16 protein-coding genes are annotated in these 13,510 nt (G+C 64.7%); 7 read left to right on the forward strand and 9 right to left on the reverse strand.

The features are described from left to right. Positions 1-49: 49 nt before the first annotated feature. From GA0061098_RS26020 to GA0061098_RS26035, 4 genes are all read right to left on the reverse strand, one after another. The gene (locus GA0061098_RS26020; RefSeq protein WP_165637604.1) at positions 50-601 is read right to left on the reverse strand and encodes a CAP domain-containing protein; all 552 of its coding nucleotides are present in this window, start codon (positions 599-601) and stop codon (positions 50-52) included. 93 nt (positions 602-694) lie between these two features. Further along, positions 695-1,789 (reverse strand): serine/threonine protein kinase, encoded by a 1,095-nt coding sequence (locus tag GA0061098_RS26025; RefSeq protein ID WP_165637605.1) that lies wholly within the window; start codon positions 1,787-1,789, stop codon positions 695-697. 7 nt (positions 1,790-1,796) lie between these two features. Continuing rightward, complete coding sequence (trmFO, locus tag GA0061098_RS26030; protein WP_091963280.1) at positions 1,797-3,224, reverse strand: methylenetetrahydrofolate--tRNA-(uracil(54)-C(5))-methyltransferase (FADH(2)-oxidizing) TrmFO; 1,428 nt, start codon at positions 3,222-3,224, stop codon at positions 1,797-1,799. A 129-nt stretch (positions 3,225-3,353) separates the two neighbouring features. Beyond that, complete coding sequence (locus GA0061098_RS26035; protein WP_007590701.1) at positions 3,354-3,506, reverse strand: DUF1127 domain-containing protein; 153 nt, start codon at positions 3,504-3,506, stop codon at positions 3,354-3,356. A gap of 661 nt (positions 3,507-4,167) precedes the next feature. On the opposite strand from GA0061098_RS26035, the gene GA0061098_RS26040 reads away from it, so the two are divergent. Continuing rightward, positions 4,168-4,431, forward strand: a complete 264-nt coding sequence (locus tag GA0061098_RS26040) for a hypothetical protein (RefSeq protein WP_091963283.1) — start codon at positions 4,168-4,170, stop codon at positions 4,429-4,431. A gap of 69 nt (positions 4,432-4,500) precedes the next feature. Here GA0061098_RS26040 and GA0061098_RS26045 read toward each other — a convergent pair whose 3' ends face one another. Then, positions 4,501-5,325 (reverse strand): lytic murein transglycosylase, encoded by an 825-nt coding sequence (locus GA0061098_RS26045; RefSeq protein WP_091963287.1) that lies wholly within the window; start codon positions 5,323-5,325, stop codon positions 4,501-4,503. Between the two features lie 130 nt (positions 5,326-5,455). Beyond that, on the reverse strand, positions 5,456-6,364 hold the full coding sequence (locus tag GA0061098_RS26050; RefSeq protein ID WP_091963289.1) for a DUF2189 domain-containing protein: 909 nt from the start codon (positions 6,362-6,364) through the stop codon (positions 5,456-5,458). Between the two features lie 333 nt (positions 6,365-6,697). On the opposite strand from GA0061098_RS26050, the gene GA0061098_RS26055 reads away from it, so the two are divergent. After that, positions 6,698-7,093: a DUF3597 domain-containing protein gene (locus GA0061098_RS26055; RefSeq protein WP_165637606.1), complete on the forward strand. Its 396-nt coding sequence runs from the start codon at positions 6,698-6,700 to the stop codon at positions 7,091-7,093. Between the two features lie 78 nt (positions 7,094-7,171). Here the strand turns inward: GA0061098_RS26055 and GA0061098_RS26060 are convergent, their stop codons facing one another. Then, on the reverse strand, positions 7,172-7,447 hold the full coding sequence (locus GA0061098_RS26060) for a GNAT family N-acetyltransferase (protein ID WP_091963294.1): 276 nt from the start codon (positions 7,445-7,447) through the stop codon (positions 7,172-7,174). A gap of 317 nt (positions 7,448-7,764) precedes the next feature. On the opposite strand from GA0061098_RS26060, the gene GA0061098_RS26065 reads away from it, so the two are divergent. Further along, positions 7,765-8,160, forward strand: coding sequence for an SPW repeat protein (locus tag GA0061098_RS26065; protein WP_091963689.1), 396 nt, complete (start codon positions 7,765-7,767; stop codon positions 8,158-8,160). 49 nt (positions 8,161-8,209) lie between these two features. On the opposite strand, the gene GA0061098_RS26070 is transcribed toward GA0061098_RS26065, so the two are convergent. Continuing rightward, a complete protein-coding gene (locus GA0061098_RS26070) occupies positions 8,210-8,485 on the reverse strand; it encodes a GNAT family N-acetyltransferase (RefSeq protein WP_091963297.1) in 276 nt (91 codons plus the stop codon). Positions 8,486-8,572: 87 nt separating this feature from the next. Further along, positions 8,573-8,932, reverse strand: coding sequence for a hypothetical protein (locus GA0061098_RS26075; RefSeq protein ID WP_091963300.1), 360 nt, complete (start codon positions 8,930-8,932; stop codon positions 8,573-8,575). A 94-nt stretch (positions 8,933-9,026) separates the two neighbouring features. Between GA0061098_RS26075 and GA0061098_RS26080 the strand changes: the two genes are divergently transcribed. The 4 genes from GA0061098_RS26080 to GA0061098_RS26095 all read left to right on the forward strand — a co-directional run bounded on the left by GA0061098_RS26080 (position 9,027) and on the right by GA0061098_RS26095 (position 12,981). Then, positions 9,027-9,524: a hypothetical protein gene (locus GA0061098_RS26080; protein WP_091963303.1), complete on the forward strand. Its 498-nt coding sequence runs from the start codon at positions 9,027-9,029 to the stop codon at positions 9,522-9,524. 105 nt (positions 9,525-9,629) lie between these two features. After that, positions 9,630-11,237, forward strand: a complete 1,608-nt coding sequence (locus GA0061098_RS26085; RefSeq protein ID WP_091963306.1) for an acyl-CoA synthetase — start codon at positions 9,630-9,632, stop codon at positions 11,235-11,237. A 9-nt stretch (positions 11,238-11,246) separates the two neighbouring features. Next, positions 11,247-12,107 (forward strand): PCC domain-containing protein, encoded by an 861-nt coding sequence (locus GA0061098_RS26090; protein ID WP_091963309.1) that lies wholly within the window; start codon positions 11,247-11,249, stop codon positions 12,105-12,107. A gap of 106 nt (positions 12,108-12,213) precedes the next feature. Further along, on the forward strand, positions 12,214-12,981 hold the full coding sequence (locus tag GA0061098_RS26095) for an AAA family ATPase (RefSeq protein ID WP_091963312.1): 768 nt from the start codon (positions 12,214-12,216) through the stop codon (positions 12,979-12,981). Positions 12,982-13,510 lie beyond the last annotated feature (529 nt).

The raw sequence follows: 13,510 nt of genomic DNA on the forward strand, positions 1-13,510 counted from the left end.
CATGAATTAGGCGCGTTGCCGAACGTGAGCAAGATGGCTTTGGCTCGCATCAGATGCAGAGGCCGAGCAGCTTGACGTGGCAGTTGCTCGATTTGGGCTTGCTCGCAGGCGCCGCCTCTCGTTTCACGGCAACGAGGGGCTCCTTGTTCTTCTTGCCCTTGCCCTTCGGCTCATAATCGCCCGCGATCACCATGGCCCAGTAGGTGCGCTTGCCGCTGGCATTCTTGGCGTTGGCGATGCCGACGCGGGAGGCGTTGTGCAGCAACAGGTTCTTGCGGTGCCCGGACGAGTCGATCCACTGTCCCAGGGTCTTCTCGAAATTGTCGTAGCCGTAGGCGATGTTCTCGGCGGCGCGGCCTGCGCCGGCGGGCGCGACGCGGCGGTTGAAGGGGCCGAGCGCGTCGTGACTGAGGTCATCTTTCGCCGCCATCGCGCGGGCCTGGTCCATGGCGATGCGGTCGAGGGTGGAATCGCGGACGACGCGAACTTCACCGTGCTTGAGGCGGAAGCTGGAGATCAGCTCGGCCGGGGTCTCGGCCATTGCGGGCGCGGCCGCCAGCAGCAGAAGGCCGGCAATCAGGCCGCCCACCACGCGATGCATCATCGTCCCCCGAGTGCCCATGACCCCGCCGAGCCTGCCTTGTCCGACCGCTTCTCTATCGCCAATGTGGACGCTTCAAGGCGAGACCGCCCGTCAGCTCGCTGGCAGGTCCGCCTCGAAATTGAAGCGGTCGCGCAGGTTCTTCCGCTGTTCCAGGATGTCCTTGAAGAAGGCGCGGTCCTGGTCGTTCTTCATCATCGGCTCGATCAGGTCGAGCTGGTTCATGGCAACCAGCTGCAGGATCTCTGTGCGCGGCTTGCCGCTGGCATCGCGCGGCAGCGCGTGCACCACCTGGATGTGCTCCGGCGGTTTCGGCCCCTTGGCGGCCGAAAGCTCGTTCCGCAACTGGCCTTCGAGCGTGGCCTGGTCGGCTTCGACGAAGGCATAGAGCCCGACGCCGGAGCGGCGGTCCGCGAAAGCCACGATGGCGGTGTCGCGCACGGCTGGATTTTTGCGGATCAGCTCGGTCAGCACCGGCGCGTCGTTCACGAGCCTGCGGCCGCCGCCCTCGCGGTCGGTGAAGTTGAACAGGCCGCGCGTGATCGCGCGGTAGACCTTCTTGCCGGTGACAAGCCACAGGCTGGCGGCGAATGACTTCTTCGCAAGGATCTTTCGCTCGCGCGGGGTCAGCGCCTCAGGTGCGTAGGAGCGCTTGTGCTTGAGCAGATGCCGGAGGTCTTCATAGGCGAGGATGCGATAGAGCCGGCCGCGCCGTGCAAAGCAGGCGGCGAGCTGGAAGTCGGTGACATAGGCGAGGCCGTCGCGGCCGACCAGCCAGTTCTGTTCCTTGGCAAGATCGTTGTGGCAGATACCGGCGCGGCGCAGCCGGCGCAGGGCCGCCTTGGCCGAACGGAAATAGGCGAGGTCGCCATGCGGCTTGGCCAGATGCAAAGCGACTCCGTCGACGAAGCCGCGCACCAGCGCACGGCGTCCGGCCCACAGCAGCTCCGGTCCAACGTTGAGGCCTTTGGCGAGCGCCAGAGCGTGCTTCTCGCGGGCGAACAGATGGCGCGCCAGGAGGAACGACCACCACGGCACCTCGTCGAGCCGGCGCAGCACGGCATCGACCTCGCCGCTCTCGCCACGGAAGCGCCCGCGCTCGACGGTCGAGAACACGTCGCGCTTGAGCAGCACGCCCTCGGTCCAGCGCGCCGAGAGCGTCGCGGCGTCGTCTTTGGGGAGGCTCATCTTGAACTCACGCGGCTGCGGCAATGCGCAAATGATCGGCGATCCAGCGATCGAGATCGGCGAGTGCCAGTGCGCTCATCGCCTGCTTCTTGGCCACCGTCTTCTCGTTGCCGCGCAGGCGTGTGCCGTCGGGCTTCTTCGTCGGCGCGGTCGCAAGCGGTGGGAATAGACCGAAATTGATGTTCATCGGCTGGAACGAGCGTGTGCCGGGCTCGATGGTCTCGATATGGCCGCCGGTGATGTGGCCGAGCAGCGATCCGAGCGCGGTCGTGCCAGGCGGGCTGACAAGCGTCTCGCCGCGCGCGTCCGCCGCTGCATAGAGACCGGCGATCAGGCCGACGCTGGCCGATTCCACATAGCCCTCGCAACCCGTCATCTGGCCGGCGAAGCGCAGCCTCGGCTGTGCGCGCAGGCGCAGCTGACCGTCGAGCAGTTTTGGCGAGTTGAGGAAGGTGTTGCGATGCAGGCCGCCGAGGCGGGCGAATTCGGCCTTCTCCAGCCCGGGAATGGTGCGGAAGATGCGCTGCTGCTCGCCGTATTTCAGTTTCGTCTGGAAGCCGACGATGTTGTAGAGCGTGCCGAGCTTGTTGTCCTGGCGCAGCTGCACGATCGCGTAGGCTTTGGTCGTGGGATCGTGGGGATTGGTGAGGCCGACCGGCTTCATCGGACCGTGGCGCAAGGTCTCGGGGCCGCGCTCCGCCATCACCTCGATCGGCAGGCAGCCGTCGAAATAGGGCGTGTTGGTCTCCCACTCCTTGAACTCGGTCTTCTCGCCGGCGATGAGCGCGGCGACGAAGCCGTCGTACTGCTCCTTGGTCATCGGGCAGTTGATGTAGTCCGCGCCGGTGCCGCCGGGGCCGACCTTGTCATAGCGTGACTGAAACCAGGCCACCGACATGTCGATGGATTCGCGGTGCACGATCGGCGCGATCGCGTCGAAGAAGGCGAGCGCGTTCTCGTCGGTCAGCTCGCGGATGGCATCGGCGAGCGCTGCCGAGGTGAGGGGGCCGGTTGCAACGATGACGTTGCTCCAATCGGCCGGCGGCAAGCCTGCAACCTCGCCACGGGCGATCTGGATCAGGGGATGGTCGTTCAGCGCTTTGGTGACGGCCGCGGAGAAGCCGTCGCGGTCGACGGCGAGCGCGCCGCCGGCAGGCACCTGGTTGGCGTCGGCTGCACGCATGACCAGCGAATCGAGCCGGCGCATTTCGGCATGCAGCAGGCCGACGGCATTGTTGGCGGCGTCGTCCGAGCGGAACGAATTGGAGCAGACGAGCTCGGCGAGCCCGTCGGTGCGGTGCGCTTCGGTCATGCGGGTCGGCCGCATCTCGTGCAGCACCACGGGCACGCCAGCCTTGGCCACCTGCCAGGCGGCTTCGGAGCCGGCAAGGCCCGCGCCGATCACGTGCACGATGTTGGATTGAGGTCCTGTCATGGGGCGGACAGGTAGCGCTTTTCGGCGGGGAGTGGAATCGCCGAGATGGAGTTTTCTGCCGCTAGATACGACAACGCCCGCACGAGGCGGGCGCTATCGGTCCGTTCCGGTGGAAGGGCTGAAACGATATCAGCCCTGGTACTGACCGGCGGCAACGCGCGGGATGTCCGAGCGATCGAGGCCGATATCGGCCAGTTCGCGATCGCTGAGCTGGGACAGCTCGGCAACATTGCGCTGATAGTCCCGGAAGGCCTGGATCATGCGGATGAGCGAGAGCAGCATTGGTAGTCTCCTGTAGTTCGATTCAGCCCTTGCCCGGGCTGCATCGTTGAAATGAATATAGGTGAGAGTGGTGCAGTGCGAAAGTTCCGATGTTGCGATGCAGCTAAGCGAGTAGCGCATACCGTGAGTAAGGAACGCTTAACCTCTCGCCAGTCCCGCCCAAGGCTTGGGCTGTATGGGCGGAATCCAGCAATAAGCTCCCGTGAAATCACGGATTTAAGGGAAGTCGGCTTGATATCGATCATAGCCGAAATAGGTTGCGTGCCCGTCGCCGGCAAGTCGGTCGGCAGCTTCTATACCCAAGTCCGGCATGCGTGATTCGCATGAGAAGGATCTCGCCGATTTGAATTTAAGTTCACTTCTTGTCAGCCCCGAAATGGTCCTAGAGGCTTAGCCGGAGCAGATTTGGCGACGGGAATGCAGCGGAACCGCCCATTCGCACCCACGATAGCGCAGCGCACACACGCCGAGCGTGTGGCGATGATTACCGGGATGTAATGAAAATCAGAAATTTCGCATGCGGCTCTGCGTGGCGCGCAACATCACGCAATTCTCGCGGGGAATTTATTGCGGCAAGTTGCCGCGTCCGGGGGAAAGTCATGTCGCAGAACCCGGCAATGTCGCTGGTCCTGCTTCAAGAACAAGAGAAGGAAGTAACATCATGACGAAGTTACTCGGGGTTATCGCAATTGCCGCCGTCGCGTTCGCCGTCGCGCCGGCCCAGGCCGCCAAGCACGCAGCGGGCGGTTGTAGCTCGGCCAACCTGGAGAAGACGGAGACCGCGATCGAGAACATGGCCGACGGTGACAGCAAGTTCGTCGCGCAGAAGGAGATCGCGGCGGCTCAGGACTCCCTGCTCAACGGCAAAATGGGTGCGTGCGGCGCGCATCTGAACAAGGCGATGCACGCCACCATGGGCAAGTAAACGGGTAGGCAAACGCACGAGAGAGGGCCGGTCGCCGGGCGATCGGCCCCACGCGTTTGGGCGACCCACTTAAGGGGCGCGCGCCAGCTGGGTGGCGAAATAGGCGACGGTCTTGGAATAAACCTCGCTCTTGTTCCACTGCTGCAGCACTGCGAAATTCGGACTGCCCGGCTGCCAATCCTTGCCCTTCTGCCAGCCATAGCCGGCAAGATAATTGGCGGTGGAGGCGAGCACGTCGGGCGCGTTGTGCAGGAGGTCGCGCTTGCCGTTGCCGTCGAAATCGACGGCGTATTTCATCCAGGACGACGGCATGAACTGGGTCTGGCCGAGCTCGCCGGCCCAGGCGCCCTTCATCTCGGCTGGCGCGAGATCGCCGCGCTGGACGATGCGCAGGGCGTCGAGCAGCTCGGCCCGGAACTGCTCGGCGCGCCGGCAATCATAGGCCAGTGATGCGAGCGACCGGATCGTGGCGAACTTGCCGGTGTTGACGCCGAAATCGGTCTCCAGGCCCCAGATCGCGACCAGGACCTCGCCGGGAACGCCATAGGTCTGCTCGATGCGTGACAGCACCGAGCCGTACTGCTTCATCCTGTTGGAGCCGCGCTCCAGGCGCGGCGGCACCATGCGGCCGGAAAATTCCTCGAAGGTCTGGGCGAAGACCTTTTGCGAGCGGTCGCGGTTGAGCACGCTCTGATCCAGAGTCACCCCGGCGAGACCCGATGCAATGGCCTGTTGTGAAATGCCCTTGGCCGCAGCGTCGGTCTTGAAGTCCGCAAGCCAGGCATCGAAATTACCCGAGCCGCAGGCAACCGCGGCGAACGCTGGCTGGGCGGACAGGATTGACGCGGAGAGGGCGAAGGCTGCGAGAGCGAGACGAGAAATCGTCGAGGTCATTCGAGGTAATGAATTCCGTGAAGCGATCTGGCCGGCCGGCGCAATCTCGGTCGGAACCGCGGCCAAAGCAAGGCGTGCGACAGGCCGCGATCCTGCCCGAACCAGGGCAGGATCGCATGTCACGATATCGTCAGGCGTCCGTCCTGTTACGCCAGGGGAAGAGGTTGGCGGGAAAGTCGGCAGCCGGCTTGCGCGGACGATGCGGCGGGGGCGGCACCGGACGTGCACCGGGCTCCGAGACGATCACCTTGCGGTAAAGATGCCAGGTGGCATGGCCGAGCAGGGGGATCACCACGGCGAGGCCGACGAAGGCTGGAATGGTGCCGAGCGCGAGCAGCACCGCCACGATCAGGCCCCAGGCCGCCATCGGCACCGGGTTCCTCGCGACCACGCGCAGCGAGGTGCTCATCGCCTCGAACGCGCCGGCATGGCGATCCAGCATCAAGGGGAACGACACGGCGCTGATGCAGAGCGCGGCGAGCGCGAACAGGAAACCGACGCCGCAGCCGACCACGATCAGCCACCAGCCCTGCTGCGTCGTCAGCACGCGCGTCATGAAGTCCGAGATTCCGGTGACGCCCTCATAGCCGAACGCCGCAACATAGATCGCCTGCGCGGTCGCAACCCAGGTCACGAACAGCGCGAGCAGCAACGTACCGAGGCCGAGCATCGCTCCGAACGAGGGCGAACGCAGCACCTCCATCGCATCCCACGCGCTGGCTTCCTCATAGCGTTCGCGCCGGCTGGAAAGCTCGTAGAGACCGAGCGCTGCGAAGGGGCCGATCAGCGCGAAGCCGGCGGCGAGCGGAAACAGCAGTGGCAGCACCGAATAGCCCATCACCACGCGGGCGAGCACGAGGCCGAGCACCGGGTAGATCACGCAGAGGATGATGGCGTGGCTCGGCACGGCCTTGAAATCTTCCCAGCCGCGCCTGAGCGCATCGTGCAGATCGGACAGCTGGATGGTTCGGATCACCGGTCCAGCCGCATCCGCGGGCTGGGCCATCGTGGGGACATTGCCCTGGTAGAGTGTGGCCATGGTCGCTAGCTCCCTTGCCGAGCGGCCGAATTCGGCGCCGGCAAACGGCGCGAGCGGCCGCCATTCTCTTAAGTCCCGCGATCCCGACCAGAGAATTCCGGATGGCGTCGCGAACTGAACTGCAACCGTACGCCCATTTCCGAGTCCTGTCCCTCACGCTTGGGTGAAATTCGATGCCGCATCGCAACCTCGACGATGTCATTCGGCCGTCATTTCGCCGCAGATAAGCTGATGCTGCGTGGTGGTTCGCAGAACTTCGCGGGCGCTACGTAGTAACTTGGTCTATAAGTGCCACTCAAGGCCCTTCCAACGGATCCTTTTCGGGGAGCAGACATGAGCATTTTCGGGAAAATCATGAGCGCGATCTTCGGCGGCCAGCCGGCTTCCGCCGCGCCCGCCGGTGGCGCAGCGCCGGGCAGCGCGCCCGCAGGGGCCGCGCCGGGAGCGCCGGCTTCCGCGCCGATGGCCGCGGTCGATGTGGCGGCGATCGTCGACAAGGCGGTGGCCGCGCACAAGGGCGAGAAGCTGGAATGGCGTACCTCGATCGTCGACCTCATGAAGGCGCTCGACATCGATTCCAGCCTCGCTGCGCGCAAGGATCTCGCCAAGGAGCTCGGCTACAGCGGCGACATGAATGACTCGGCCAGCATGAACGTCTGGCTGCACAAGCAGGTGATGTCCAAGCTCGCCGCCAATGGCGGCAAGCTGCCGCCTGAGATCAAGCACTGACCGCAAGCACTGACCGCAAGCACTGACCGAACGCCGGTCGTGCCGCAGGGGCCCGCGATCTCGCGGGCCCTTTTGCTTTCAGGCGACCAGATCCGCATCCTCCGGATGCCTGTCGAGATAGTCGACCACGAAGCCGCAGCCGGCGATCACCTTGCGGCCGTCGCGCCGGATCAAATCGAGCGCGCCCTTGATCAGTTCGGAGGCGATGCCGCGGCCGCGCAGCGCGCGGGGCGTCTCGGTGTGGGTGATGATGACCGCCGTCGGGGTCAGCCGGTAATTGGCGAAGGCGACCTCGCTGCCGACATCGAGTTCGAAGCGGCTCCTGTCCTTGTTGTCCCGTACCGATGCCACCATGCAAGATCCTTCCGACGTGCGTCTGACGCGTTGATCTAGGAGCCCGTCCCCGTCCCTGGCAAGGCGCGGCCAGGGGAGCCTGCCGCACGGCAGATATCTGCAAACGCGCGTGCCTGTAGCTGCACTGCAGTATGAGACGTCATCGCTGGCGAACACCACGCCAGCTCCAATAATTACCGGCGCCACTCTTGCAAGTTCCACGGCGGCTCCCACGTCCTCTTAAGGACATACGCCCGAATGCGGCCGGCAGGGTCGCTAGACATTCGGAGTGTCATGATTGCCAGCCGCAGACGTATGCCTCTTTGCAGGAGGTTACGATGTCGGACTTTGGTTTCTTGAATACTCATCGAACATGGGAAGACTGGTGCGGGATGCTGCTCGGCGCGCTCATCGTGGCTTCGCCGTGGTTTCCCATCCAGGATCCGGCGATTGCCGGGCACCCGACGGCGATCCTGAATACGGTCGCAATCGGCCTGATCGTATTTGGCATCAGCCAGCTCGAATATGTCGCCTTGCAGCGCTGGCAAGAGGTGACGACGATCCTCGTCGGACTGTGGCTCATCGCCTCGCCTTACGCCCTCGGCTATTCCGCTGACGGCTTTCTCCGCATCTACCACACGAGCCTCGGCGCGGCGGTGGTGCTGCTGGGCATACTTCAGCTGTGGCAGGACTGGGATCTGAATGATCAGGACATGCTCAAGCACGGACGATAGGCCGTGGATGTCGGCAGGCCCGCTGGCTACGGGCGGCGGGCCTGTGCTCTCACCTCGCCACGAGGTCGGAATAGTCTGGATGCTTTTCGATCCATGCCTTCACGAACGGGCATTGCGGGATCAGCTTCAATCCGGCCGCGCGGACCTGGTCGAGAGCGCCTTGCACCAGTTTTGAGCCGACGCCCTTGCCGCCGAGCTCCTTCGGCACGTCGGTGTGCTCGAAGGTGATCACGTTGCCATCGAGCTTGTAATGCTCGGTCGCAAGATGGCCTTCCACCGCGAGCTCGTAGCGGCAATGGTCCTTGTTGTTGATGACGTTGCTCATGTTGTCGACCCTCTAACTGCCAGCCTCGCGCACCAAGTCATAACGCACGGTCGCGCCGGCCGGTTTCCGATGTTGAGGTCGTTCGGTTCAATCAGCCGCTTTGGCGAGCCTGGAATCTTCGGGCTGCCGCGGCGGGCGCAGGCATCCCTGGCAGATGACCAGGGAGCGGTTGACCCTGGCATCCTGCTCGGCCTCGCTGCCGTCCTGCGCCTGCCACCATTCCTTCGAGCGGGGCTGAAGCCCGGCTTGCGAGCCGTTCTGCTCGGATCGGTCCGCGGTCCGCGCTGGCTGTGCGGCTGCCCGCGGCCGATTGGGATCCTCGCCGGCGCCATCCCAGGCATAACGTGCAGGCTTGAACGCGGGATCGGAGGCAAGATGCGCCTGTGGCGCCACGGCACATCCGGCGAGCGCCAGCGACAACAGGAGGAAGGCGGGCGCTTTGACCATGATGCGGCACTCTGTACGCGAGAACTGAGCGAGGGTGCGCCGATCATGTTTAAGATTCCCTGAACGGTTGCGGCCGCGCCGGCGACAAACGCGCATGCGCTATTTGATGCTTCTGCTCGCTCTGTTCGTCTCCGCCGCGCGCGCGGAGGATGCAAAGCCGTTCGATCCCTCCGACTATCCGCCCGGCGTGCAGAAGGCGCTGCGCTACGCCAATGAGGAATGCACCAGCCAGGACGGTGGCGAGGTGACCTTTGCGCCTGATACGGTGCGCAAGATCGACCTGACCGGTGACGGCCGCGACGACTACATCGTCGATTTCCAGGACACCAAATGCGGCGATCGCGAGACGACCTATTGCGGAACTGGCGGCTGCGTCATCAACATCCTGGTGACGCTGCCGGACGGCAACGTTCGCCCGGTGTTTGACGGCTATGTCCTCCGATACAAGATCATGGCCCCGCCGATGAAGCGCGGCGCTGCGCGCACCGTCCGCTTCGATCTTCATGGCAGCTTCTGCGGCGGCTTTGGCCCGCAGACCTGCGCCAAGCAGAAGGCGATCACGGCGACGCCGTTTGCGTTCAAGCAGCCGTAGGGGAGCCGTGCATCCGGCGGCCTTGCAGGGGCGCTGGCGATGGCGATAAATGGGCTGCAATGAGCCGGCGGCCAGCGCGCCGTCCGCCCTCGAAGAGGAAACCCCATGCAGCCCCTGCGCATGTCGCGCCGCGTCATGAATCTCGCTTACATGCTGACCCAGAATGCCCGGCGGCATGACGCGCGTCCCGGTTTCGTCTGGGGGGACAAATCCTGGAGCTGGCGCGAGATCGACGCGCAGGTCTCGGCGCTGGCGGCGGCGCTCGCCGCGCGTGGCATTGCCAAGGGCGACCGTATCCTGGTCCATTCCAAGAATGGCGACGAGATGTTCTTCTCGATGTTCGCCGCGTTCCGGCTCGGCGCGGTCTGGGTGCCCACCAATTTCCGCCTGATGCCGGACGAGGTCACCTATCTCGCAGAGGCCTCCGGCGCGAAGGCGTTTCTGTGCCATGTCGATTTTCCCGAGCATGCGGCGGCCGTGAAAGGCGGCGCGCTCGAGTTCACCTGGAGCGTCGACGGCAAAGGCGCGTTCGGCGAGCGCTCGGTTGCTGAGGCCATTGCCGCTCATGCCGGCGCCAATGTCGCGAATGTCGCCGTCGAACACGACGATCCCTGCTGGTTCTTCTTCACCTCGGGCACCACCGGCCGCTCCAAGGCCGCGGTGCTGACCCACGGCCAGATGGGCTTTGTGATCACCAACCATCTCGCCGATCTGACGCCCGGCGTCACCGAGGATGACGCCTCGCTGGTGGTGGCGCCGCTGTCGCATGGCGCCGGCGTGCATCAACTGGTGCAGACCGCGCGCGGCGTCTGCACCGTCTTGTTGCCCACCGAGAAATTCGACATCAACGAGGCGTTCCGCCTGATCGAGACTCATCGGGTCGCCAATCTCTTCACGGTGCCGACGATCCTGAAGATGATGGTCGAGCACCCCGCGATCGACAAATACGATCATTCCTCGCTGCGTCACGTGATCTATGCGGGCGCGCCGATGTATCGCGAGGATCAGAAGACCGCGCTGAAGAAGCTCGGCAAGGTCATCGTGCAGTATTTTGGCCTCGGCGAGGTCACCGGCAACATCACCGTGCTGCCGGCAGCGCTGCACGATCCCGAGGACGGCCCGCACGCGAAGATCGGCACCTGCGGCTTTGAGCGCACCGGCATGCAGGTCTCGATCCAGGACGACGAGGGCCGCGAGCTCGCGGCCAACCAGAGCGGTGAGATCTGCGTGATCGGACCTGCGGTGCTCGCAGGCTATTACGACAACCCTGATGCCAATGCGAAGGCGTTCCGCAACGGCTGGTTTCGCACCGGCGACCTCGGCCACATGGACGAGGAGGGGTTCGTCTACATCACGGGCCGCGCCTCCGACATGTACATCTCCGGCGGCTCCAACATCTATCCGCGCGAGATCGAGGAGAAGATCTTGACGCATCCCGCGGTCGGCGAGGTCGCCGTGCTCGGCGTACCCGATGCGACCTGGGGCGAGGTCGGCGTCGCCGTCTGCGTGGCGCGCGAAGGCGAGAAGGCGGTGAGCGAAGCCGAAATGGCGGCGTTCCTCTCGCCGAAGGTGCCGCGGTACAAGATGCCGAAGCGGTTCTTCTTCTGGGAGGCTTTGCCTAAATCCGGCTATGGCAAGGTGCCGAAGCGCATGGTGCGCGACGAGCTCGAGGCGCGCGGGCTGCTCGATCTCGACAAGACGAAGGCGGGCTGAGCGCAGGTGATGCGGAGTATCAAGCAGCCGGGCGCGCCCATCGCGGAACGCATTCAATGGGTGGAGGCGAGGGGGCGCGCCTTCTCATTCACGCTTCCGGCAGGTCTGCCGCTGCTGGAAGCCGCGCGGCGCGGCTTTGCGGCCGAAGGTTTTAAGAGCGGCGTGCTCAACTTCCGGAACGGCGCGCTCGGGCCGTTTGCCTATGTCATGCCGGCGCTGTCGACGACCGGCGAGAACGCGGCGTTCTACAGCGACACGTACCGGCCCGGCGGCGTGACGCGCACGAGGGTCGGCTCCATGACGCTCGGCACGCGCGACGGGGCGCCGTTCTTTCACTGCCACGGGCTGTGGACGGAGGCAGGCGGCAAGTCGAGCGGTGGCCACATGCTGCCGGACGAGACTGTTGTCGCCGAGCCGTTCGAGGTCGAAGCCTTCGGCCTCGATGGCGCGATGTTCACCGCCGAGCCCGATCCCGAGACCAATTTCAAGCTGTTCGGGCCGGTGGCGGCCGCGCGCAGCGGCGCACGCGCCATGAGCCGCGCCTTCGCGCTGCGGCTGCGCCCCAATCAGGATTTTGCTGGCTCCCTCGAAGAATTCTGCCGCGCGCACGGCATCGGGCGCGCGAAGATCCATGGCGGCGTCGGCTCGACCATCGGCGCGCGCTTCAGCCATGGCGGCGTGACCGAGCCGTTTGCGACCGAGCTTGCGGTAACGACCGGGCTGATCGTGCCCGATGCCGCCGGCGCGCTGGAAGCGGCGCTCGACGTCGCCCTGCTCGATTACACCGGCGGCATCGCCGAGGGGCGCTTGGTCCGCGGCGACAACCCCGTGTTGATGACGATGGAGCTGGTGCTGGAGGCGCTGGACTAGCCGCGACCGGGGCCGCGCCGGGAGCTTCCTGCCACTTGCGTAGCACTATTGTTCCCGTTACGTTCCGACCTAGAATGCCGGTGGCGGAACGGACGGAGATGCGGCTATGAGCCGGCGAGGTCATCGCACGATCAACCTGCCGGCGCCGTATCTGAAGCGGGTCTGGCTCGACCCGTCGAAAGTTCACGATCGCAAGGCATATCCGTTTTGCCTGCCCATCTTCCCGGATGATTTCGAGCTCAGTTTCGACGCCGCCATCACGATTATCGTTGGAGAGAACGGCACCGGGAAGTCGACGATCCTCGAGGGCATCGCATCGCTCGCCGGCTACGACGATGCCGGGGGCGGCAAGGGGTATATGCCGGTCGACCATTCCGAGGCGCGCGAGAAGATGGGCGGCCAACTCGGCAAGGCGCTTCGCGCGAGCTGGCTGCCGAAGATCAGCAATGGCTGGTTCTTTCGTGCCGAGAGCTTTTTCTCGGTCGCGCGATATCTGGACAAGGCCGCGCGTGATGCCGGCCAGGTCGGTCCCGATTTCCTGTCGCACTCCCACGGCGAAGGCTTCCTGCGCTTTTTCGAGGAGCGCTGTCAGCGCCAGGGCATCTTCATCTTCGACGAGCCGGAATCGGCACTTTCGCCGGCGCGCCAGATCGAGTTTTTGAAGCTGCTGCGACGCATGGAGGATTCCCGGATCTGCCAGGTGATCATGGCGACCCACTCGCCGATGCTGATGGCTTACCCGAATGCGCGGCTGCTGCGGCTCGGGAAATACGGGCTGGAGCCGGTGACGGTCGAGGCGACGGATCACTACCAGCTGATGCGCGAGTTTTGTTCGGATCCGCACGGGTTCGTCGAGGCGACGCTGGGGGAATGATCGAAGACGCGATCGCCGCTCTCTCTCCTTCGTCATTGCGAGCGCAGCGAAGCAATCCAGAGTGCTTCTGCGGAAAGATTCTGGATTGCTTCGCTGCGCTCGCAATGACGGTGTGTGGAGCTGCTGCATCCTCCACTCTCGTGTTCCGGACAAGCTGCAACGCGCATAGCGCGTCGAAGACGCGCGTAAACGCGCTTATGGCGTTGCGGCGCAGAGCCGGGACCCAGAAGCCGCGCATGTCGCTGCGAAAGGGGCCCCGGCTCTGCAGCGCACCACGCCGCGAAGACGCGGCGCGCTGCGCTGCGTTCGGGCCACCAGCGTCGAATTCGTTTCGCAAGCCGATCCAGATCACACGCACACCTTTTCCTTCTCGCGGCATGATCTGCCCGAGCTTTTGCTTCACTTGCCGCCCTCGAGAACGCCGAGGGCGCAGGGAAGGCCGGGTGCCGGCTGGCACCCGCGGTCCACTGTGCGAAAGCGTGTGCTTTAAAAAAGCTGCACAGCGGCATACAGGTGAAGCCAAACATCC

This window comes from Bradyrhizobium shewense, from assembly GCF_900094605.1.
Lineage (GTDB): Bacteria > Pseudomonadota > Alphaproteobacteria > Rhizobiales > Xanthobacteraceae > Bradyrhizobium > Bradyrhizobium shewense.

Excerpts from the sequence above, each read along its gene's own strand:
- GA0061098_RS26090 (WP_091963309.1), top strand. The coding sequence starts at position 11,247 with ATGCGGAGTATCAAGCAGCCGGGCGCGCCCATCGCGGAACGCATTCAA.
- trmFO (WP_091963280.1), bottom strand. The coding sequence starts at position 3,224 with ATGACAGGACCTCAATCCAACATCGTGCACGTGATCGGCGCGGGCCTT.
- GA0061098_RS26060 (WP_091963294.1), bottom strand. The coding sequence starts at position 7,447 with ATGGTGGCATCGGTACGGGACAACAAGGACAGGAGCCGCTTCGAACTC.
- GA0061098_RS26095 (WP_091963312.1), top strand. The coding sequence starts at position 12,214 with ATGAGCCGGCGAGGTCATCGCACGATCAACCTGCCGGCGCCGTATCTG.
- GA0061098_RS26050 (WP_091963289.1), bottom strand. The coding sequence starts at position 6,364 with ATGGCCACACTCTACCAGGGCAATGTCCCCACGATGGCCCAGCCCGCG.
- GA0061098_RS26020 (WP_165637604.1), bottom strand. The coding sequence starts at position 601 with ATGCATCGCGTGGTGGGCGGCCTGATTGCCGGCCTTCTGCTGCTGGCG.
- GA0061098_RS26055 (WP_165637606.1), top strand. The coding sequence starts at position 6,698 with ATGAGCATTTTCGGGAAAATCATGAGCGCGATCTTCGGCGGCCAGCCG.
- GA0061098_RS26045 (WP_091963287.1), bottom strand. The coding sequence starts at position 5,325 with ATGACCTCGACGATTTCTCGTCTCGCTCTCGCAGCCTTCGCCCTCTCC.
- GA0061098_RS26035 (WP_007590701.1), bottom strand. The coding sequence starts at position 3,506 with ATGCTGCTCTCGCTCATCCGCATGATCCAGGCCTTCCGGGACTATCAG.
- GA0061098_RS26065 (WP_091963689.1), top strand. The coding sequence starts at position 7,765 with ATGTCGGACTTTGGTTTCTTGAATACTCATCGAACATGGGAAGACTGG.
- GA0061098_RS26070 (WP_091963297.1), bottom strand. The coding sequence starts at position 8,485 with ATGAGCAACGTCATCAACAACAAGGACCATTGCCGCTACGAGCTCGCG.
- GA0061098_RS26085 (WP_091963306.1), top strand. The coding sequence starts at position 9,630 with ATGCAGCCCCTGCGCATGTCGCGCCGCGTCATGAATCTCGCTTACATG.
- GA0061098_RS26025 (WP_165637605.1), bottom strand. The coding sequence starts at position 1,789 with ATGAGCCTCCCCAAAGACGACGCCGCGACGCTCTCGGCGCGCTGGACC.
- GA0061098_RS26080 (WP_091963303.1), top strand. The coding sequence starts at position 9,027 with ATGCGCTATTTGATGCTTCTGCTCGCTCTGTTCGTCTCCGCCGCGCGC.
- GA0061098_RS26040 (WP_091963283.1), top strand. The coding sequence starts at position 4,168 with ATGACGAAGTTACTCGGGGTTATCGCAATTGCCGCCGTCGCGTTCGCC.
- GA0061098_RS26075 (WP_091963300.1), bottom strand. The coding sequence starts at position 8,932 with ATGGTCAAAGCGCCCGCCTTCCTCCTGTTGTCGCTGGCGCTCGCCGGA.